Source organism: Pseudonocardia sp. P-1 (assembly GCF_058111925.1).
This window is the reverse complement of record NZ_CM176614.1, coordinates 2,925,490-2,944,176: the sequence shown is the minus strand read 5'-3', so window position 1 is coordinate 2,944,176 and position 18,687 is coordinate 2,925,490. Positions and strand designations below refer to the sequence as shown.

Below are 18,687 nucleotides of genomic sequence, written 5' to 3'. Positions count from 1 at the left end.
CCTGGGAGCAGCCGGGGCGGGGCGGGAAGGGTGGCTCTGGTCAGGACGCGGGGGCGAGCAGGTGCCCGCGGACCAGTGCACCGTGCGCCGTCCGGGCCGCGACCACGGCCCACGCCACGACGAGCAGTCCGTAGAGCGCCACCGCCACCACGGCGAACGCCGGTGTCCCCAGCCGGGCCGCGAGCAGGTTCGTCCCGGTCACGCAGGTGCCGAGCGGGAAGGTGAAGCTCCACCAGGTCAGCGCGAACGGCAACCCGCGGCGGGCCGTCCGGACGGTCACCGCGGCCGCCAGCGCCATCCACAGCATGGCGAACCCCCAGGCCGGGACGCCGTAGAGCACGGCGAACACGGCGGTGCCGCTCGCGAACGGCTCCGGCAGCGTGCCCGGCGCGACATTCGCCAGCAGGCCCGCCGCGGTGACCGACTGGCCGAGCGGGCCGAGGACGATCCACAGGGTGGGGACGGTCGCGGCCGGGCCGGTCCCGTGCACGACCAGCCGGTTCCAGATCTGCGGGAGCAGCGCGAGCGTCGCGAACAGGCTCATCCCGAACAGCGCGTAGCAGGCGAGCAGCAGCGTCGCGCGGCCCGGCCCCGGGGCGAGGTGGGCGACGAGCAGGGCGCCGTCGGCCGCCGACACCATCGGCGGCACGACCGGCATCAGCCAGCCGCCGAACGCGGCGTCCGGGCCGATCTCGTGGCGGGTGATCATCAGGTAGGGCACGCCGACGGCGGTGACCAGGCCGAACGCGGTGCCGGCCAGCCACAGCGTCCAGCTCGTGGCGAGTGCGGCCGTGGCACCGAGGACCGGGATCCCGAACTGGACGGCACCGGCGCCGACGGTCATCAGGGCCATCGCGACGGCGCCGTAGAACTGCACGGCGACCGGATCGGCCGCGTGCCCACGGGCCCGGGCGGGGAAGCGCAGGCGGTGCGCCGCCGTCGCCACGACCAGCACGACGAGCAGCACCGAGGCCAGTCCCCACACCGCGGTGCCCCAGGCGGTCAGGACCGGCGAGCGCAGCGGCAGCGTGGCGACCGCGCCGCCGACGATGCCGGTGCCCATCACCGATGCGAACCAGTTGGGCCCCAGCGACGAGACAACGTCGCCGGGGCGGTCGAGGTCGCGCAGCAGCCCGATCCGGGCGAGCGCGTGCGGCCGCCGGGGCAGGTCTCCGACCTCGGCTGCGGGGCGGTCCAGGTGGGTGGTCATGGTCTCCACGGTGCGCGCGGCAGGCGCCGGACGGTACCCGTCGCCGGGTTGCGAAGTCATAAGCTGTGGTTGTGGCTCTGTCTCCGCGTGTGGCCGACCTCGTGCCCTACGACCTGCTGGTCTCCGTCGCGACCCTGGGGAGCATGGGCAGGGCTGCCGTGGCGCACGGCGTCTCCCAGGCCGCGGTCAGCGCTCGGATCAGGAGCCTGGAGTCCGCGCTCGGGCTGACCCTGCTGGAGCGCTCCCCGCGGGGCACCCGGCTCACCCCGGACGGCGCGCTGGTGGTGGAGCGGGCCCGGGCCGCGCTCGACGCCGCGCACGCTCTCGACGAGGGGGTCGCCGCCCTGCGGACGGACCGCGCGGCCCGGCTGCGGGTGGCGGCCAGCGTGACGGTCGCCGAGTACCTCCTGCCGCGCTGGCTGGTCGCGCTGCGGGCGGAGCTGCCCGGTACCGCCGTCACCCTGACCTCGCACAACACGGCCGAGGTGGTCGACGACGTCCGCTCCGGGGACGCCGACCTCGGCTTCGTCGAGGGGCCCGAGCTGCCCGCCGACCTCGACGGCCAGGTCGTCGCGCGGGACCGGCTGGTGCTCGTCGTCGCCCCGGACCACCCGTGGGCGGGGCGCCGGGCGGTGGACGCGCCCCGGCTGGGGTCGACCCCGCTGGTGGCCCGGGAACCGGGATCGGGCACCCGCGACTTCCTGGAGCGCGCGCTGGGTGCCCTGGCCCCGCCGGTGCTGGAGCTGGGATCGACGACGGCGATCAAGAACGCCGTCGCCGGCGGGGCGGGTCCCGCGGTGATCAGCGGCCTCGCCGTCGCGGCCGAGGTCGCGGCGGGGACGCTGCGGACGGTGCCGGTGCGCGGGGCGGACCTGCAGCGACGGCTGCGGGCGGCCTGGCGCCGTGGCCGGGCACCGTCGGGCCCGGCGCTGGTGCTGGTGCGGATCGCGTCACGACGCTGACCCCCGGACATGCGCGACGACGTATACTCGACGATACCCCCGGGGGTATCCAGCCGACCGGGACCGATACGAGGAGGCGATCGCTATGTGCCGACGCGCCACCTGTCGCAACTGCGGCAAGGTCACCTGGCAGGGCTGTGGGCAGCACGTGGACCAGGTCATGGCCGGGGTGCGCCCGGCCGAGCGCTGCCGCTGCACGCCGGCCGAGCGCTCAGGCGGCGGCCTGTTCGCGAGGTTGTTCGGCCGGTCCTGAGCGGGACCTCCGGCCCTGGGCGGGATATACCCCTGGGGGTATCCATGGAGCATCCGGATCACGATCGGAGACGCGCCATGATCCTCACGCAGTACTACCTGGAATGCCTGTCCCAGGCCTCCTATCTCGTCGGCGACGAGAGGACCGGACGGGCCGTCGTCGTGGACCCCCGCCGCGACGTCGGGGAGTACCTCGCCGACGCCGCCGCGCACGGCCTGACGATCGTCGGGGTGATCGACACCCACTTCCACGCCGACTTCCTGGCGGGCCACCTGGAGCTCGCCGAGCGGACCGGGGCGTGGATCGGGTTCGGCGACGAGGCACGCCCGGAGTTCCCCGCCCGCCTGCTCGCCGACGGCGAGCGGATCGAGCTCGGCGACGTCGTGCTCGAGGTGCTGGCGACACCGGGCCACACACCCGAGTCGATCAGCGTCCTGGTGTGGGAGCACGCCGGTGACGCGGTCCCCCACTCCGTCCTCACCGGAGACACCCTGTTCGTCGGCGACGTCGGCCGGCCGGACCTGCTGGCCTCGATCGGCGTGACCGCCGACGAGCTCGGCCGACGGCTGCACGCCTCGGTGGCCCGCCTCATGGAGCTGCCCGACGCGGTGCGGGTGCTGCCCGGCCACGGCGCGGGCTCGGCCTGCGGGAAGAACCTGTCCACCGAACGTGCGTCGACCATCGGCGACCAGCGGCGCGACAACCCCGCCTGCCGGTCGACCGACGTCGAGGACTTCCTCGCGATGGTCACCGCCGGCCAGCCGGCCGCGCCCGGCTACTTCGTCCACGACGCGTTCGCCAACCGCCGCGGGCACGAGCTGTTCGATCCGGCACGCCACGCACGCCCGCTCGCTGCCGCCGAGGTCGACGACCTGGCCCGCCGGGGCGCGGTCCTGCTCGACGCCCGCGACGCGGACGCGTTCGCCGCCGGGCACCTCCCCGGCTCCCTGTCGGTGCCGCTCGACGGCCGTTTCGCCGAGACCGTGGGCACCGTGGTCGACCCGGACCGCGACATCGTGGTGGTCGCCCCGCAGGACCGCGAGGAGGAGGTGGTGACCCGGCTGGCCCGGATCGGCGCCGACCGGGTCCTCGGCTATCTGCGCGACCCGGACGCCGTGCTCGCGGAGCCGGGGCGTACGCAGCGCTCGGAGCGGGTCGACGCGGCCGCGCTGGCGGAGATGCTCGCGGGACCCGACCGACCGGAGGTGCTCGACGTTCGCAACCGCGGTGAGCTCGCGGCGGGGGCGGTGCCGGGGGCGCGCCGGATCCCGCTCGCCGAGCTGCCCCGCCGGCTCGACGAGGTCGCCCGGGACCGGACGGTCGTGGTGCACTGCGCGGGCGGCTACCGCTCGGGGGTGGCGGCCTCGCTGCTGCGCCGTGCCGGGTTCGCCGACGTCCGCGACCTCGCCGGCGGGTACGCCGCGTGGGCAGCCCTGCCGGAGGAGCGGCGTCGTCGCGCCGACGTCGCCGCGCACCTGCACCACGAGCTCGAGATGGCCGCGGACTGGCACCCGGACCTGCCCGCCCGACGCTGAGCGGATCCCGCCGGCGCCCGTCGGCGCCGGCGGGACGGGCGCGTCAGGCGACCTTCGGTCGCTGCTCCACGACCTCGGACCGGTAGCTCTCGATGATCTCCATGAACTCGGTGTGCTCCGGCGTGGGCACCCCGCAGAAGTTCAGCGTCGAGGAGATCTCCAGCGCGACCGCGTCGAACTGCTCGTCGGTGATCTTCAGCGTCTCGTGCGCGGTGACCATGTCCATGCCCGGGTAGCACTGCGGACCGCCCGCGGCCTGCACCGACCACGCCGTGACCAGGAACTTGTAGCCGGGGGCGTTGGCCGGGTCGCCGTGGTGGGCGTGCACCCCCTCGTTCGCGTTGACCGAGGCGTTCGCGAAGAGCCGGTCGACGAGGATGTCGACCGCCCCGGCGATCGCGTAGATGCCGCCGAGGCGGTCGTACAGGGACTGCTGTTCGGGCATGACGACGCTCCCACTCCGTTGTCGGGACCCGATCACAATCCCGTGCGGTGCGGGTGTCGTCAATAGTGCACAACCGGTTCCCGGCCGTGCGGTCAGTCGTCGACCGCGTGCTGCCCGTGTCCCGGGCCGTAGCCGGTCAGCGACGGGACCTGGACCCGCAGCCCGGACGGCAGGTGCCGGGCCAGGTCGTCACGGGCGTCCGCGCCCAGGCTGCGGGCCAGGGTGTCGAGCACCGCGACCGAGGCGTTGGTGGCCCAGGCGACGTCGTGCAGCTCCAGGTACTGCTGCACCCGCGACAGGAACACCTCCTCGGTGAACGGCTGGGGCAGCACGGGCACGACCGACACCGGGACCGCGGGCTCCGCAGGCGCGCGGTGGTCGGGCACCGGCGCGTCGTCCGCCTCCGGCTCGGCCGGGTTCCCGCCCCAGCGCTCACCCGGGGCCACCTGCTCGCCCTTCATCAGGAACGAGTCGGCGGCCAGCGTCGCGCCGTCGCCGATGTCGGTGGAGTAGTGCACGAACGCCCGCACGCCGACGGCCACGCCGTCGCCGACCCGGATCCGGCCGGACTCGAAGCGGCCGTCCTCCAGCGAGTGGCACTGCAGGACCGACCCGGAGTTGAGCACGACGTCGTCGCCGAGGGAGACCAGGCTCTTCTCCGGCAGGGCGGCGCCGTCGTCGAAGACGCGCCTCCCGGCGCGCAGACCGGCCAGGCGGTTGCGCCACACGAGCAGCGGGGTCCCGGCCAGCACCGGCCGGACGTAGAGCTTCCAGAGCCGTTCGTGGAACCAGAAGTAGCGGTCGTAGATGGACGCGGTGCGCGGCTGCAGGCCGCGGAAGCCGAGCGTCGCGCGCTCCAGCAGCGCCGACCACACCATGAGCAGCAGCGGGCCGAGGAACACGGCCGGGCCGAGGGCCCACAGGCCCCACGCCGGCCAGAGCGCCACCGAGATCCCGAGCGGGACCAGCGCGACCGCGACACCGAGGGCCCGCAGCAGCACCGTGACGACGAGGGTCGAGGCGTTGTAGCGGTTCTTGGAGCGCAGCCGGCGGGCCAGCTCCTCGTCGGTGGCCGGGTGGTTCGGGTGCGGCCCCGCGCCGGTGCGCGGGATCTCCATCGGCGGCGAGCCGAGCAGGCCCACCCCGGTCCGCATCGGCCCGTCCACCGGGACCATGACCTTGGTCGCGAGCAGCACGTCGTCGCCGATCCGGGCGTCCGGCGGCAGGTGCACGTCGTTGCCGACGAAGTTGTCCCGGCCCAGCCGCACCGGGCGGATCCGGAACGAGTCGTGCGACAGCTCGGTGTTCATCATCCGCAGTCCGTCGGACACCATCGTCCCGGTGCCGACGCGGGCGTGCCGCGGCGACTCCTGGCGGAGCTGGGTGCCGAAGTTCGACCCCGTCTGCCGCAGGTCGTCGAGGTCGTAACCGAGGCCCTTCAGGTAGCCGGTGATGAACGAGCTGTCGCCGAGCAGCAGCACCAGGAACCGCGCGTTCGACACGCCGGTCACGATCTGCTGCGCGACGTGGCGCACGCCGTAGAGCGGGAAGGTGCGGTCGACCGGCACGAACAGCGCGGCCAACCGCGGCAGCGTCAGCACGGCGAGCACGCCCACCAGCAGGGCCGCCACGACCAGTGCCATGACCGCGATCGCGCCGACCAGGAAGAACCACCAGTGCGCGCCCATGTCGGCACCGGTCAGCCCGATCAGACCGGCCACCTGCGGGGCGAAGCGGGCGAACGCGGCCACGACGAGGGCGAACACCGCCGTCGCGACGGCCCAGGACAGCCCGGCGAACACCGTCGAGTAGACGACCCGGCGCAGCCGCCCCGCGCCGACGGCGTCGGGCCCGCGGTAGTCCGAGTCGGACGGACCGGCGGGCGAGCCGTGCCAGACCTGGCCGGACGGGACGGTGACACCGGGGCGCAGCGCCGAGGCGTGGCCCAGCTGCGACCCGTCCTGCATCCAGGTCCGGATGTCGAGCACAGCGGCCTCGCCGACCACGCAGTCGTCGCCGACGCCGACCGGGCCGAACTCCAGCGCACCGGGCACGGCCCGGTAGCCCTGCAGCGACGCCTCCGGGTGCACGATCGTGCGGGCGCCGACCCGGACGAGGTCGGTGGCGACCGGGACGGCCCCGAACAGGGCGCTGCCGCGCCCGATCCGCGCGCCGAGCAGCCGCAGCCACGCGGTGTACAGCGGAGTGCCGACGGCCAGCGCCATCGGATTGGTCCGGATCAGCGTCGAGACGACCCAGAACCGCAGGTGGGTGGCGCCCCACAAGGGCACGGTCCGTTCGCGGAAGCGGCCGACGAGCGTCCACTTCGCGAGCACCGGCAGCAGCACGACGGCGACGAGCACCCCCGCGGTCCACAGCGCGGCCCGGCCGGTCAGCGACACCGCCTCGGGGGCGGCGGAGACCCAGCGGTAGCCGAGGACCAGCACCGCGGCAGCGGCGAAGCCGGACGCGAGCAGGAACAGCAGCTGCGCGATGCCGGTCAGCGCGTGCGCCACCGGGCGGGCGCGCACCGGCTCGACCGGTTCGGCGGCCACGGTCGGCACGACGTCGCCGAGCGCGGCGGCGAGCCGGCGCACGGTGGGGTGGCGGTAGACGTCGCGTGCGGACACCGACGGCAGGTCGTCACGACGGCGCACGGCGGCCGCGAACCCGGCCAGCAGCAGCGAGGTGGCGCCGAGCTCGTCGAAGAAGTCGGCCTCGACCGAGATCTCGGCGGGCTGGACCCGCAGCGCGGTGGCGAGCTCGGCGACCAGGCCGCGCTCGACGTCGGTCGCCGGGCCCACGACCGGGCCGGTCGCGGCCACACGGCTGCCGGTCGGCGCGGGCAGGTTCTTGCGGTCCGCCTTGTCGCTGGTGGTCATCGGGATGAGCTCGAGGTGCTCGAGGTAGGCGGGCACCATGTAGGACGGCAGCCGGTCCTGCAGGCGGGCCCGCAGGTCGGTCGGCGGCTCCGCGCCGCGGACCAGGCTGTAGTAGCCGACGAGCTCCTTCGTGCCGGGCGTCGGCTCGAAGGTGTCCACCACCGCCATCGCGACCGCCGGGTGGTCCTGCAGCACGGCCTCGATCTCGGACAGCTCGATACGGTAGCCGCGGATCTTGACCTGCAGGTCGATGCGGCCCCGGTACTCGATCTCGCCGTCGGCGTTGATCCGCGTCAGGTCACCGGTGCGGTAGATCAGCCCGGACGGGTTGTTCGGCAGGTCGACCGGGGCCGGGACGAACACCTCTGCGGTCTTCTCGTCGCGGTTGAGGTAACCGTCGGCCAGTCCCACCCCGGCGACGGCCAGCTCCCCGGTCTCGCCGAACGGCAGCACCCGGGTCGGGTCGGTGGTGTCCAGGACGAGGGCGGCGTAGGTCGGTAGCGGCCGCCCGATCGTCACCGGGCGGTCCGGGTGGACCTGCGCCATCGTCGCGGTGACGGTGGCCTCGGTGGGGCCGTAGACGTTGAGGAAGCGGCGCTGCGGGGTCCACCAGCGGCGGATGAGGTCCTGCGGGCAGGCCTCCCCGGACACGAGCAGGAACCGGAGGTCGTCGAGGTCGGCCTCGACGGTGGCGAGCAGCGTCGGCACCACGCACATCGCGGTGACGCGGCGCTCGACCAGGAAGTCGTGCAGGTCCTCGCCGACCAGCGACACCCCGGCCGGCTTGGGGACGAGGGTGGCGCCGGTCAGGAACGAGGTCCAGATCTCCTCGACGGAGAAGTCGAAGGCCAGGGTCAGGCCCTGGTACATGCGGTCGTCGGCGCGGACGCCGTACTCGTCGGCGGCGACCCGCACGAAGTTGCAGATCGCCGGATGTCCGATCACGACGCCCTTGGGCCGGCCGGTGGAGCCGGAGGTGTAGATCAGGTAGGCGGGGTGGTCGCGGCCCGGTGTGCGACGGCTGTCCGGCCCGAGCCGCTCGTCGGAGCAGGCGGCGATGTCGGCGGCCGCCGCACCGCTGACCGAGAGGATCTCGACGTCGCCCCCGACGGGCTCGCCGACCTTGACCAGCGCGCTGTCGGTGACCAGCAGCAGCCCGGCCGCGGAGTCGGAGAGGATGAACGCCACGCGGTCCGCGGGGAAGCCCGCGTCCATCGGGACGAAGGTGGCCCCGGTCTTGAGTACCGCGAGCATGGCGGTGTAGCTCTCCACCGGGTCGTCGAGCAGCAGCCCGACGACGTCGCCGGGCCCGGTGCCGCGCCCGCGCAGGTGCCGGGCGAGACGGTTGGTGCGCCCGTCGAGTTCTCGGTAGGTCAGCGTGGCGTCGCCGGTGTCGACGGCGACGGCGTCCGGGTGGTGGTCGACGGCCTCCTCGAACACCTCGGCGAGCTGCTCGCCGGGACGGGCGCGGGAGGCCTCCAGGGTCGCCCCGGGGACCAGCACGCGGTCGTCGAGCGGCACGGCGCCGCGGCGGGGGCGGGGGCTCGGCACCGGACGGCGGGTCGGCGAGGGTCGGTACGGAAGATCCCTGCGGATCACCTGGGGCTGCCCCGGCTTGATGGCGCGGCCGTCGCCGCCGTCGACCCCGCCGGTGAGGGCCGATCGGTTGGACACGTCGGACATGACACCGGCCTACCCCATCCCGAGGGGACGAAAGTGCGGGTCGGGCGTGGCGATCGTCACTCGCAAACCGGTGAACCCCGGTCGGGTGGAGTGCGTAGCCAGACGAGGGGTCCGCGGTCGTCAGGGCGGCGACGACGGCCCGTGGACCGTCCTGAACAGCGTGTCGACGAGATCGATCCCCAGGTTATGATCATGGTCGGCCGGGAGGTCGACGCCGTGGTCGTGGAACCACGAGGGCGGGGCCTCCGGGTGCGGGCCGACGACACCGACCGCCCCGTCACCGCACCGGGTGACGCAGGCGGCCACCGTGCCGTCGGCGTATGTGGCCAGGATCTCGGTCTCCGCGAGCGCCCGGCGTGTCGGCCGGATCACGCCCCCGTCCTGGAAGAACATCCGCCGTTCGGCTCCGCGCCACCGAACCGTGACCAGGGCCGGGTCCGGGGTCGACGGATCGGCCCCCGGACGGGACCAGTACTCGTCGACGGCGAGGCCGACGAGGTTGAGGAAGCCGCGCTCCACCAGGAACGCGCCCATGCAGACGCCCAGGTAGCACCCGCCCCCGTGGACGAACCGGCGGATCGCGCCCTTGTCCGCGCGCAGCCGCCGGAACGCGGCCTCGTCGTCGCCGGAGGCACCGGGGTGGGCGAACAGCACCGTGTCCGGGTCGGACAGTGCCTCCCGCAGCGGACGGTCGCCCGCCGGGCCCGCGGTCCGGACGTCGAACCCGTGCCCACTGCGGCGCAGCAGGTCGGCGACGGCCTCGGTGTCGTCGGTGTGGTCGCCGGCCGACGGCCGGGTCCAGGCGTCGGCGAGCACGACGGCGACCGGCCGGCTCATGCGGAGCGCTCCGGTACGGCCGGGGCGTCCACCAGGTGCGCGAGCAGGTCCCGGACGCCGCCGGGCACGGCCACCTCCACCGGCCGCCACGACGACGGCACCCGCCCCACCGGCAGGAAGGTGTCCGGCCCGCGCCGCCCCTGCGCGAACAGCGCGGCGCCGGAGTTGATCCGGGTCACGAGCACCCGGTCGCCGTGCGCGGCCAGTAGCGACGCGGTGTCGACGGTGAGGACGACGTGCTCGGTGTCGGCGTAGCGGGGCAGCGCGTGCAGCCGGCGCAGGCGGGCGGGGTCCGCCCACAGGAACGCGCAGCCGTTGATCCGGCGCAGGTAGTCGGCCACACCGAACCCGGACGCCGGGTCGAGCATCCGTCCCAGGGCTGCCGGGTTGAGCGGACGCTGGTCACGCAGCCAGGCGGTGCCGTGCTCGGGGTGGTGCAGCCGCACCGCCCGCGGGCGACGGGTGGTCAGCAGCCGTTCCCGCTCGTCGCCGGTCACCCCGAACAGGTCGAGCAGCCCCGCGACCGGCAGCAGCCCGTGCGTGGCGATCCCGGGCCACGACGCGGCGGGCGTGGTGTGGAACAAGCGCGGCGCGCGCCGGACGAGATCGTCGGGGTGCAGGCTCAGGCCCCCAGGGCCGTGTCGAGATCCGGGTACCAGGTGATGACCTGGTCCAGCCCGGTCATCCGCACCGGCCGGATCACCGCACGGTTGCCCGGGCCGGTGACCCCGTCGAGACGGACCCCGGCCTCACCGGCCGCCCGGGAGGACCGGACCACCGCGGTCAGGCCGTGCGACCCGAGGAACCCGACGCCGGACAGGTCCAGCAGGGCCCGCTCCGGTCGCGTCTGGTGGAGCATCTCCGACATCCGGGCCCGGATCGCCTCGGCCTCGGCGAGGTCGACGTCACCGATCACCTCGAGGACGGTCACACCGGGCGCCGGGGTGTGCTCGCGCAGGCTCACCCGGGAGTGCGGCTCCGGCCAGCTGCCCGTGTGGCCGAGCCGCCGGCGACCGGGCTCGGCCGACGTCACGACGGCCACCCGGCTTCAGGCACGCCTCGCCCGCAACCCCGCCCGCCGGATGGCGCGGGGCCGGATGTCCGGGGACGTACGGCCGAGTTTCCGATGGGTTCACCGTACCGGGCCCCGGGCCGTTGTCCACCGGTCGACCTGCGGGATCCTGTCCGGGGAGAGAGTCTTCACCGGGTGACCACCTCCACATCACCGCGACCCCCGGACCCGGCCGACGACGGAGCCGTGACCGTCGTGCGGCGCGCCCGTGTCCCCGGCCACGACGGCGCCGTCGACATCGTGATGTCCGGTGGCAGGATCCGGTCGGTGGGTGCCCCGGCCCCCGCCGGGGCACCCGGTACCGACGCGGGGGACCGGCTCGTCGTCGGCGGTCTCGTCGACGCGCACCTGCACCTGGACAAGGCGCTCACCGCTGACCGCTGCTCCTGGTCCGGCGGCACCGTCGACGACGCGATGGCCGAGACCGCGGCGATGAAGGCGGACTTCACCGTCGACGACGTCGCCGCCCGCGCCGGGGCCGTCCTGGCGTCCTGTGTCGCGCACGGCACCACCCGGGTGCGGACCCACGTCGAGCTCGACCCCACCGTCGGGCGACGCGGGCTGGAGGGTGTGCTGGCGGCCGCGGCGGACTGGGCCTGGGCCGTCGACGTCGAGGTCTGCGTGTTCGCCCAGGACGGCCTTACCGGCTCGCCGGAGACGGCCCGGTTGCTCGACGAGGCGCTCGGCGGGGCCCGGGCGGCGGGCCGGCGCGCGGTCGTGGGCGGCGCCCCCTACGCCGACGACGACCCCGCGGGCCAGATGGACCGCGTGTTCGGGCTGGCGGCGGACCACGACGCCGACGTCGACCTGCACCTGGACCTGTTCGACGGCACCGCCGAGGGCGCGCTGATCGGCACGTTGTGCGACCTGACCGAACGGGCGGGGCTCGGCGGCCGGGTCACCGCGGGCCACGGCACGGCGTGGTCGTTCCTGGAGCCCGAGCCACGCGCCGCGGTGCTGGACCGGTGCGCCGGGACGGGGGTCGGCGTGGTCTCCCTGCCGTCGACGGACCTGTTCCTCACCGGCCGGGAGACCGGCGCCGGGGCGCCGCGCGGGGTCGTCGTGCTGGACCGGCTCGTCGAGCGCGACGCCCCGGCGGCGGTGGCCACGAACAACGTCCGCAACGCCTTCACCCCCTACGGCGACGGCTCCCTGGTCCGGATGGCGAACCTCTACGCCAACCTGACCCACCAGGCGTCGCCGGAGCAGCTGGCGGCCTGCCTGGACCTGGTCGGCCCGCGCGCCGCCCGGGTGCTCGGCACCCCGTCCGCCGCCACCGGGGTCGTCGCGGGGGCCCCGGCCGACCTGGTCTGCCTCGACGCGCCCGACCCGGGCACGGCGGTCGCCGCCGTCGCACCGGTCCGCTGGGTGCTGAAGGGCGGTCGCCGGACCGTCACCGGCGCGGCCGTGGAGCTGCACCCACCGGTGTGACCCGGCTCATCGGTGCAGGCCGTCGCGCAGCGGGAACGCTGCCCGACATGAGCACACGTGAGGGCAGGGCCGTGCGGTACGACCGCTACGGCGGCGTCGACGAGCTGTACGTGGCCGGCGTCGGGTTCGACGACCCCGGTCCGGGCCGCGTCCTGGTCGAGGTGCACGCGGCCGGGATCAACCCGGGCGAGACCGCGCTGCGCGAAGGCGTGTTCGCCGAGTCCTGGCCCAGCACGTTCCCCAGCGGGCAGGGCAGCGACTGGGCCGGGGTCGTCGCGGCGGTCGGGGAGGGCGTCACCGACGTCGAGCCCGGCGACGACGTCTTCGGCTGGACCGACGACCGCGCCTCCCAGGCCACCCACGTCGACGTGCCCGCCGAGCAGGTCCTGCGCCGCCCGGCCGGTCTCGACGTCGCGACGGCCGGGGTGCTCTACATCGCCGGGACGGCCGCGGCCGCGTCGGTCGCGTCGGTGGATCCGCAGCCGGGGGAGACGGTCGTCGTCGCCGGTGCCGCGGGCGGGGTGGGGCAGATCGCGGTGCAGCTGCTGACGCTGCGCGACGTGGAGGTCGTCGGGATCGCCTCCGAGCGCAACCACGACCGGCTCCGCGAGCTGGCCGTGACCCCGGTCGCCTACGGGTCCTCGCCCGAGGAGACGCTGGCGAACCTGCGCGCCGCGACGCCGGACCGGGTGCACGCCGTCGTCGACCTCGTCGGCGGCGGCTACGTGGCGCTCGCCCGCGAGCTCGGTGTCCCCGCGGAGCGGATCAACACGATCATCGACTTCGAGGGCGCGCAGGCCCACGGCGCCGCCACCCGGGGCACCGCCGACTCCGCGGGCCGCGACGACCTCGCCGCGCTCGGCGCGCTCGTCGCCGACGGGGCCCTGCAGGTCCCGATCGCGGCCGGGTACCCCCTCGACGGGGTCCGCGAGGCCTACACGGAGCTGGAGAAGCGGCACACCGCGGGGAAGATCGTCCTGCTGCCGCAGGAGTGATCCGACGCCTGCCGGGAACCCCGCCGGGGCACCCCCGAGGAGAGGACACCCGTCGTGCAGATCGGCTTCAAGCTCTTCGCCGAGGCCCACACGCCGCAGGAGATGGTCCGCCAGGCCGTCCGGGCGGAGGAGGCCGGTTTCGACTTCGTCGAGATCTCCGACCACTACCACCCGTGGCTGGAGAGCCACGGGCACTCCGGGTTCGCCTGGTCGATCCTCGCCGCGATCGCGATGCGGACCGAGCGGGTCGGCCTGGCCACCGGGGTGACCTGCCCGACGATCCGCTACCACCCGGCGATCATCGCCCAGGCCGCGGCGACGACCGCACTGCTGTCCGACGGCCGGTTCACCCTCGGCGTCGGCTCCGGCGAGCAGCTGTCCGAGCACGTCACCGGGCACCCGTGGCCGGTCGTCGGGGTGCGGCACGCCATGCTCCGCGAGGCACTCGAGATCATCCGTCTGCTGTGGAGCGGCGGCTACCGCACCTACCGCGGCACCCACCTGTCCGTCGAGGACGCGCGGGTGTTCGACCTGCCGGAGACGCTGCCGGACATCGTCGTCGCCGCGGGTGGGCCGAAGGCGGCCCGGATCGCCGGTGAGCTGGGCGACGGTCTGTTCGCCACCGAGCCCCGCACCGACCTGATCGACGCCTACACCGCGGCCGGCGGCACCGGCTCCCGCTGGGCCGAGGTCCCGCTGGCCTACGCCGGCACCGTCGACGCCGCGCTGGAGTCCGCGCACCGGCTGTTCCGGTTCGGCCCGACCGGCTGGAAGATCCAGGCCGAGCTGCCGAACGTGCGCAACTTCGAGGCTGCGACGGCCTTCGTCCGCAGGGAGGACATGGCCGACGCGTTCGGGGCGGGCCCGGACGTCGAGACCCACGTCGCGACGGCGAAGGGCTTCGCCGACGCGGGCTACGACCGGCTCGCGCTGATCAGCGCCGGACCGGACGTCGAGGAGTTCTTCGCCTTCTACGAAGGTGAGCTCGCGGGCCGGCTGCGCGCGCTCTGAGCGATCCCGGCCGGTCGGACGGGGTGCGCGGACCGGCCCGACCGGCAGAGTGGAGGGCATGAACAGGGTCATTCGTTTCACCGAGCTCGGCGGGCCCGAGGTGCTCACGGTCGTCGAGGAGCCCGTGCCGCAGCCGGGGCCGGGGGAGGCCGTCGTCGCCGTCGAGGCGATCGGGCTGAACCGGGCCGAGTCGATGTTCCGGCGCGGTGAGTACATCGAGCCGACCCGGCTCCCGGCCGGTCTGGGTTACGAGGCCGCGGGCACCGTCGCCGCCGTCGGTGCGGGCGTGGACCGCTGGTCGGCGGGGGACCCGGTGAGCATCGTCCCGGCGTTCTCGATGAACGACCACACCGTCTACGGCGACCACGCCCTCGTCCCGGCCCGTGCCCTGGTCCCGCGGCCGGTGGACGCGGTGACCGGGGCCGCGACCTGGATGCCGTTCCTCGTCGCCTACGCCGGGCTGCTCGAACCGCGCGTCCTGCAGCCGGGCGACCACGTGCTGGTCACGGCGGCGTCGTCGAGCGTGGGGCTGGCGGCGATCACGACCGCGAACCGGATCGGCGCCGTCCCGATCGCCACCAGCCGCAGCCGCGCCAAGGCGCAGGCGCTGCTCGACGCCGGGGCCGCACACGTCGTCGCCACCGGGGAGGAGGACCTGGTCGCGCGCTGCCGGGAGATCACCGGCGGGCGGGGCCTGGACGTCGTGTTCGACGCCGTCGCCGGACCCGCCGTCGAGACGATGGCCGACGCGGTCCGCCCGGACGGCACGATCGTCATCCACGGCAGGCTCTCCGGTGAACCGACGATCTTCCCGACGGCGACGCTGCCCGACCTCGTCGTCCGCTCGTTCACCCTGTTCGCGATGACCCGCGATGCCGAACGCCTGCGCCGGGCGGCCGCGTTCGTCGCCGCGGGGATGCGCGGTGGGGACTTCGCCCCACAGGTGGACCGGGTGTTCGACGGGCTCGACCAGGTCGTCGCCGCGCACGAGCACCTGGAGTCCAACGCCCAGGTCGGGAAGATCGTCCTGCGGCCCTGACCGGGCGGCTCAGCCGTCCAGCTTCGACGGGTCCAGGGCCGCCTTCTTCACCCCGAGCCTGCGGTTGAGCAGCAGGGTGATCGCGTAGAGCACCAGGCCGAGCAGGAGCAGCAGCCCGGCCAGCTCGTACTGGATCGTGTCGCGCCCGGAGAACGGCAGGACCAGGTACAGGCTCGCGACGGCGCCGACGACCGGCAGCCCGGGCGGGGCCCGGAAGTGGTCCTCGGCGATCCGGTCGCGGCGCAGCACCAGCACCGCGATGTTGACGACGGTGAAGACCGCGAGCAGCAGCAGCGACGTGGTGCCGCCGAGCGCGGAGACGACGTCGGAGTCCGAGTCCAGCGACACGTAGCTGATCAGCGCGAACGAGATCAGCGTGGTGAAGATGATCGACACCCACGGCGTGCGGCGGAACGGGTGCACCCGGGCCAGCGGCTTGGGCAGCACGGCCTGGTTGGCCATCCCGTAGAGCAGCCGCGAGGCCATCAACATGTTGATCAGCGCCGAGTTGGCGACGGCGAACATCGAGATGAACGGCAGGACCAGGTCGGCCGGGATGCCGGGCGCCCCGGCGCGGACGACCTCGACCAGCGGGGTCTCGCTCGCCGCCAGCGGGCCGACCGGGACCAGCGCCACCGCGCAGATGGCGACGAGCACGTAGATGACCCCGGTGATGGTCAGCCCGGTGATCATGATCTTGGGGAAGATCCGGCGCGGCTCGTGGCACTCCTCGGCCATGTTCACCGAGTCCTCGAAGCCGACCATCGCGAAGAACGCCAGCGAGGTCGCCGAGGTGACCGCCAGGAACACCCCCTTGTCCTCGGGGGTGTCGAAGGCGACGACGCGCGACCAGTCGGCGTCGCCGCCGGCGATGGCGTAGATCCCGATCAGGATCACCAGCAGCAGCCCGGACAGCTCGACCAGGGTGAGGACCACGTTGAGCTTCACGCTCTCGCCGACGCCGCGGAAGTTCACCAGCGCGACCAGCAGCATGAAGCCGAGCGCGATCAGGACGATCCCGCCGTTGCCCAGGTCCAGCCCGAAGCCCTCGTTCAGGTTCGCCGCGAACGCCCGCGACGCCGTCGACGCCGAGGTGATCCCCGAGCTCATCACCACGAAGGTGACCATGAACGTCAGGAAGTGGATGCCGAACGCCTTGTGCGTGTAGAGCGCCGCGCCCGCCGCCTGCGGGTACTTGGTGACGAGCTCCAGGTAGGAGAACGCGGTGATCATGGCGATGGCGAAGGCGACCAGGAACGGCACCCACGCCGCCCCGCCGACCTCCTCGGCGACCTGGCCGACCAGGGCGTAGATGCCCGTGCCCAGGATGTCGCCGATGATGAACAGCAGCAGGAGCTTGGGCCCCATGACCCGCTTCAGCGCCGGCCCGTCCTCCGCCGTCGGCGTCGTGGCGTCCGCCATCGTGGTGCGCTCCCCTCCGCGACGGCCCGTGCCGCCCGCGACCGGCTCAGCCTGGTGGGGGGTTCGTGCCGTGTCGAGTCGAAAGGGTGGAGTGTTTCATCTGGATTGAGCATGTGTGACCCCGCTCACGTGGCGTTCACTGTCCGGCGTCCGCTCGTCGCAGGAGCCGGAGGTCGCCGTGCGTACCGCCGGCGGGTGATCGCCTGTCCGCTACGAGATCGCCTTCGTCGCCGACAACCCCGGGGTCTGGATGGACCACTGCCACAACCTGACGCACCCGTCGGAGGGCCTGACGGCGCACCTCATGTACGAGGGGGTGACCACGCCGTACCGGGTCGGCGGGCCGTCGGGCAACGACCCGGAGTGAGCAGGCTCAGCCGCGGTGCCGGGGCCGACGCGGGGTGTCCGGGTAGGGCTCGGGGGAGCCGTCGTCGACCGGGCCGGGCTGCGACGGCTGCGGCGGGGGCATCGGACGGCCCTGCGGCGGTCCGGGCGGCATCGGCGGCGCCGGCGGCTGCCCGACGGCGCGGGGCGCCGGGGCGAGGGCCCGCTCGCGGTCCCGCTCGGCCTGGTCGCGGAGCAGGTCGCGGATCTCCTTCAGCAGGTCGAGGTCGGTCTCCAGGGCCGGGTCCTCGACGTCGCGCTTGCGGCGCTCCTGGAGCCACTTCATCGGGAAGACGACCAGGAAGTAGATGACCGCGGCGGTGATCAGGAACGTGATGACGGCGTTGAGGAAGCTCGCGTAGTCGAGCTGCACCTCGTCGGTCAGCGGGATCGTGCCCGGGGGCACGGCGTTCTCCCCGCCGGAGAACAGCCGGAGCAGCGGCTCCAGGAACGCCTTCGTGAAGGCGGTGACCACGGCCGTGAACGCCGCACCGATGACGACGGCGACCGCCAGGTCGATCACGTTGCCACGCAGCAGGAATTCCTTGAAGCCCTTCAGCACGCCGGAGCACTCCTCGAGATCGGGTCGGGGGCGGGGGTGGGTCCGGCGAAGGAGGCTAACCGGACCGTGACCTCCGTGCCGGGCCTGCGCCCGCACGGTGCGGCCCGGCGCGGCGGACGGGACGCGCCGGTCGACGGGCGGCCCGGGTGCGGGGGCGCGGGTCAGGCGGTGGGCCCGGCCCCGGCGTCCGGGCCGCGCTCCCCGGCGGGGCCCTGCGGGGTGACCGGGCGGGCCGCGATGAGCCGGTCCAGGAAGTCCCCGGCCTCGCGGGCGGCGCGGTCCACGTCGCCGTCGGCGATGGCCTCGACGATCCCGGTGTGGGAGATGTCGCCCTCGGTGCCCGCGGTGCCGGGCATCGTGGTCTTCACGCTGTCCGCGACCGCCTCCACCACACCCCGGTAGAGCTCGACGAGCAGGTCGTTGCCCGCACACCGGACGACGGCCACGTGGAAGTCGGTGTCCGCACGGGCCGCGCGCTCCAGGTCCGCGGTGTCCGGCTCCTCCCCGCGACGGCCGTACGCCGCGACGGCCGCGACGGCCCGGTCGCGCCCGGCCAGCGCCGCCCGCAGGACGGTCAGGTCGGCGTCGGTCCGGCGGGCGGCCGCCATCCGGGCCGCCTCGACCTCCAGGGTGCGGCGGACCTCCAGCACCTCGCGCAGCTCCGGGCCGCACAGCGTGCGCAGCGCCCCGGACAGCTCGGTGGTGGCCCGCACGTAGGTGCCGTCGCCCTGGCGCACCTCCAGCAGGCCGCCGTGGGCGAGGGCGCGGACGGCCTCGCGGACGGTGTTGCGGCCGACCTCCAACGACGAGGCCAGCTCCGACTCCGGCGGTATCCGGGCACCGACCGGCCACTCCCCGCCGGTGATGGCGGAACGGAGCTGGTCGATGACCTGGTCGACCAGGCCTCCGCGGCGCGCTGTGACGAGAGGCACCGGATCATCCTTCCATCCGAACATCCTACGTC

At 74.4% G+C, this 18,687-nt stretch carries 16 protein-coding genes and 1 pseudogene; 8 read left to right on the top strand and 9 right to left on the bottom strand.

Annotated features, from left to right (window positions below):
* Window positions 1-40 precede the first annotated feature (40 nt).
* Window positions 41-1,210, bottom strand: coding sequence for a TDT family transporter (locus AC0GKK_RS14385; protein WP_405420355.1), 1,170 nt, complete (start codon window positions 1,208-1,210; stop codon window positions 41-43).
* Window positions 1,211-1,281: 71 nt separating this feature from the next.
* On the opposite strand from AC0GKK_RS14385, the gene AC0GKK_RS14380 reads away from it, so the two are divergent.
* The 3 genes from AC0GKK_RS14380 to AC0GKK_RS14370 all read left to right on the top strand — a co-directional run bounded on the left by AC0GKK_RS14380 (window position 1,282) and on the right by AC0GKK_RS14370 (window position 3,960).
* Window positions 1,282-2,172 (top strand): LysR family transcriptional regulator, encoded by an 891-nt coding sequence (locus tag AC0GKK_RS14380; RefSeq protein ID WP_489881833.1) that lies wholly within the window; start codon window positions 1,282-1,284, stop codon window positions 2,170-2,172.
* A gap of 85 nt (window positions 2,173-2,257) precedes the next feature.
* Window positions 2,258-2,425, top strand: a complete 168-nt coding sequence (locus tag AC0GKK_RS14375; RefSeq protein WP_251783165.1) for a DUF8730 family Cys-rich protein — start codon at window positions 2,258-2,260, stop codon at window positions 2,423-2,425.
* A gap of 77 nt (window positions 2,426-2,502) precedes the next feature.
* The gene (locus tag AC0GKK_RS14370; RefSeq protein ID WP_489881832.1) at window positions 2,503-3,960 is read left to right on the top strand and encodes an MBL fold metallo-hydrolase; all 1,458 of its coding nucleotides are present in this window, start codon (window positions 2,503-2,505) and stop codon (window positions 3,958-3,960) included.
* 43 nt (window positions 3,961-4,003) lie between these two features.
* Here AC0GKK_RS14370 and AC0GKK_RS14365 read toward each other — a convergent pair whose 3' ends face one another.
* The 5 genes from AC0GKK_RS14365 to AC0GKK_RS14345 all read right to left on the bottom strand — a co-directional run bounded on the left by AC0GKK_RS14365 (window position 4,004) and on the right by AC0GKK_RS14345 (window position 10,840).
* Entirely contained in the window at window positions 4,004-4,405 is a 402-nt protein-coding gene (locus AC0GKK_RS14365; RefSeq protein WP_062399423.1) for a group I truncated hemoglobin, read from the bottom strand.
* 92 nt (window positions 4,406-4,497) lie between these two features.
* Window positions 4,498-8,961, bottom strand: coding sequence for a Pls/PosA family non-ribosomal peptide synthetase (locus AC0GKK_RS14360; RefSeq protein WP_489881831.1), 4,464 nt, complete (start codon window positions 8,959-8,961; stop codon window positions 4,498-4,500).
* Window positions 8,962-9,090: 129 nt separating this feature from the next.
* Window positions 9,091-9,807: a hypothetical protein gene (locus AC0GKK_RS14355; RefSeq protein ID WP_489881830.1), complete on the bottom strand. Its 717-nt coding sequence runs from the start codon at window positions 9,805-9,807 to the stop codon at window positions 9,091-9,093.
* Window positions 9,804-10,391, bottom strand: a complete 588-nt coding sequence (locus AC0GKK_RS14350) for a DUF7002 family protein (RefSeq protein WP_489881829.1) — start codon at window positions 10,389-10,391, stop codon at window positions 9,804-9,806. The genes AC0GKK_RS14355 and AC0GKK_RS14350 overlap by 4 nt, the downstream gene beginning before the upstream one ends.
* Before the next feature lie 38 nt (window positions 10,392-10,429).
* Window positions 10,430-10,840 carry an STAS domain-containing protein gene (locus AC0GKK_RS14345; protein WP_489881828.1) on the bottom strand — a complete coding sequence of 137 codons (411 nt, stop codon included), beginning with the start codon at window positions 10,838-10,840 and terminating at the stop codon, window positions 10,430-10,432.
* 225 nt (window positions 10,841-11,065) lie between these two features.
* Here AC0GKK_RS14345 and AC0GKK_RS14340 point away from each other — a divergent pair, with 225 nt between their 5' ends.
* The 4 genes from AC0GKK_RS14340 to AC0GKK_RS14325 are packed head-to-tail and all read left to right on the top strand — an operon-like array spanning window position 11,066 to window position 15,355.
* Window positions 11,066-12,310, top strand: a complete 1,245-nt coding sequence (locus AC0GKK_RS14340; RefSeq protein WP_489881827.1) for an amidohydrolase family protein — start codon at window positions 11,066-11,068, stop codon at window positions 12,308-12,310.
* Window positions 12,311-12,357: 47 nt separating this feature from the next.
* On the top strand, window positions 12,358-13,305 hold the full coding sequence (locus tag AC0GKK_RS14335; RefSeq protein WP_405420332.1) for an NADP-dependent oxidoreductase: 948 nt from the start codon (window positions 12,358-12,360) through the stop codon (window positions 13,303-13,305).
* A gap of 54 nt (window positions 13,306-13,359) precedes the next feature.
* Entirely contained in the window at window positions 13,360-14,316 is a 957-nt protein-coding gene (locus tag AC0GKK_RS14330; protein ID WP_482636306.1) for a TIGR03557 family F420-dependent LLM class oxidoreductase, read from the top strand.
* 58 nt (window positions 14,317-14,374) lie between these two features.
* Window positions 14,375-15,355: a zinc-dependent alcohol dehydrogenase family protein gene (locus AC0GKK_RS14325; protein WP_489881826.1), complete on the top strand. Its 981-nt coding sequence runs from the start codon at window positions 14,375-14,377 to the stop codon at window positions 15,353-15,355.
* Window positions 15,356-15,364: 9 nt separating this feature from the next.
* On the opposite strand, the gene AC0GKK_RS14320 is transcribed toward AC0GKK_RS14325, so the two are convergent.
* Window positions 15,365-16,777, bottom strand: a complete 1,413-nt coding sequence (locus AC0GKK_RS14320; RefSeq protein WP_476653394.1) for an APC family permease — start codon at window positions 16,775-16,777, stop codon at window positions 15,365-15,367.
* A gap of 250 nt (window positions 16,778-17,027) precedes the next feature.
* Here AC0GKK_RS14320 and AC0GKK_RS14315 point away from each other — a divergent pair, with 250 nt between their 5' ends.
* Complete coding sequence (locus AC0GKK_RS14315) at window positions 17,028-17,144, top strand: hypothetical protein (protein ID WP_489881825.1); 117 nt, start codon at window positions 17,028-17,030, stop codon at window positions 17,142-17,144.
* A 201-nt stretch (window positions 17,145-17,345) separates the two neighbouring features.
* Here the strand turns inward: AC0GKK_RS14315 and mscL are convergent.
* Window positions 17,346-17,723 (bottom strand): annotated as a pseudogene (gene mscL / locus AC0GKK_RS14310) (large conductance mechanosensitive channel protein MscL); the annotation flags it as partial.
* A gap of 161 nt (window positions 17,724-17,884) precedes the next feature.
* Window positions 17,885-18,655, bottom strand: a complete 771-nt coding sequence (locus AC0GKK_RS14305) for a FadR/GntR family transcriptional regulator (protein WP_489881824.1) — start codon at window positions 18,653-18,655, stop codon at window positions 17,885-17,887.
* Window positions 18,656-18,687 lie beyond the last annotated feature (32 nt).

Coding starts and splice junctions, on each gene's coding strand:
- AC0GKK_RS14355 (WP_489881830.1), bottom strand. CDS start 9,807: ATGAGCCGGCCGGTCGCCGTCGTGCTCGCCGACGCCTGGACCCGGCCG.
- AC0GKK_RS14385 (WP_405420355.1), bottom strand. CDS start 1,210: ATGACCACCCACCTGGACCGCCCCGCAGCCGAGGTCGGAGACCTGCCC.
- AC0GKK_RS14365 (WP_062399423.1), bottom strand. CDS start 4,405: ATGCCCGAACAGCAGTCCCTGTACGACCGCCTCGGCGGCATCTACGCG.
- AC0GKK_RS14370 (WP_489881832.1), top strand. CDS start 2,503: ATGATCCTCACGCAGTACTACCTGGAATGCCTGTCCCAGGCCTCCTAT.
- AC0GKK_RS14335 (WP_405420332.1), top strand. CDS start 12,358: ATGAGCACACGTGAGGGCAGGGCCGTGCGGTACGACCGCTACGGCGGC.
- AC0GKK_RS14375 (WP_251783165.1), top strand. CDS start 2,258: ATGTGCCGACGCGCCACCTGTCGCAACTGCGGCAAGGTCACCTGGCAG.
- AC0GKK_RS14320 (WP_476653394.1), bottom strand. CDS start 16,777: ATGGCGGACGCCACGACGCCGACGGCGGAGGACGGGCCGGCGCTGAAG.
- AC0GKK_RS14315 (WP_489881825.1), top strand. CDS start 17,028: ATGGACCACTGCCACAACCTGACGCACCCGTCGGAGGGCCTGACGGCG.
- AC0GKK_RS14325 (WP_489881826.1), top strand. CDS start 14,375: ATGAACAGGGTCATTCGTTTCACCGAGCTCGGCGGGCCCGAGGTGCTC.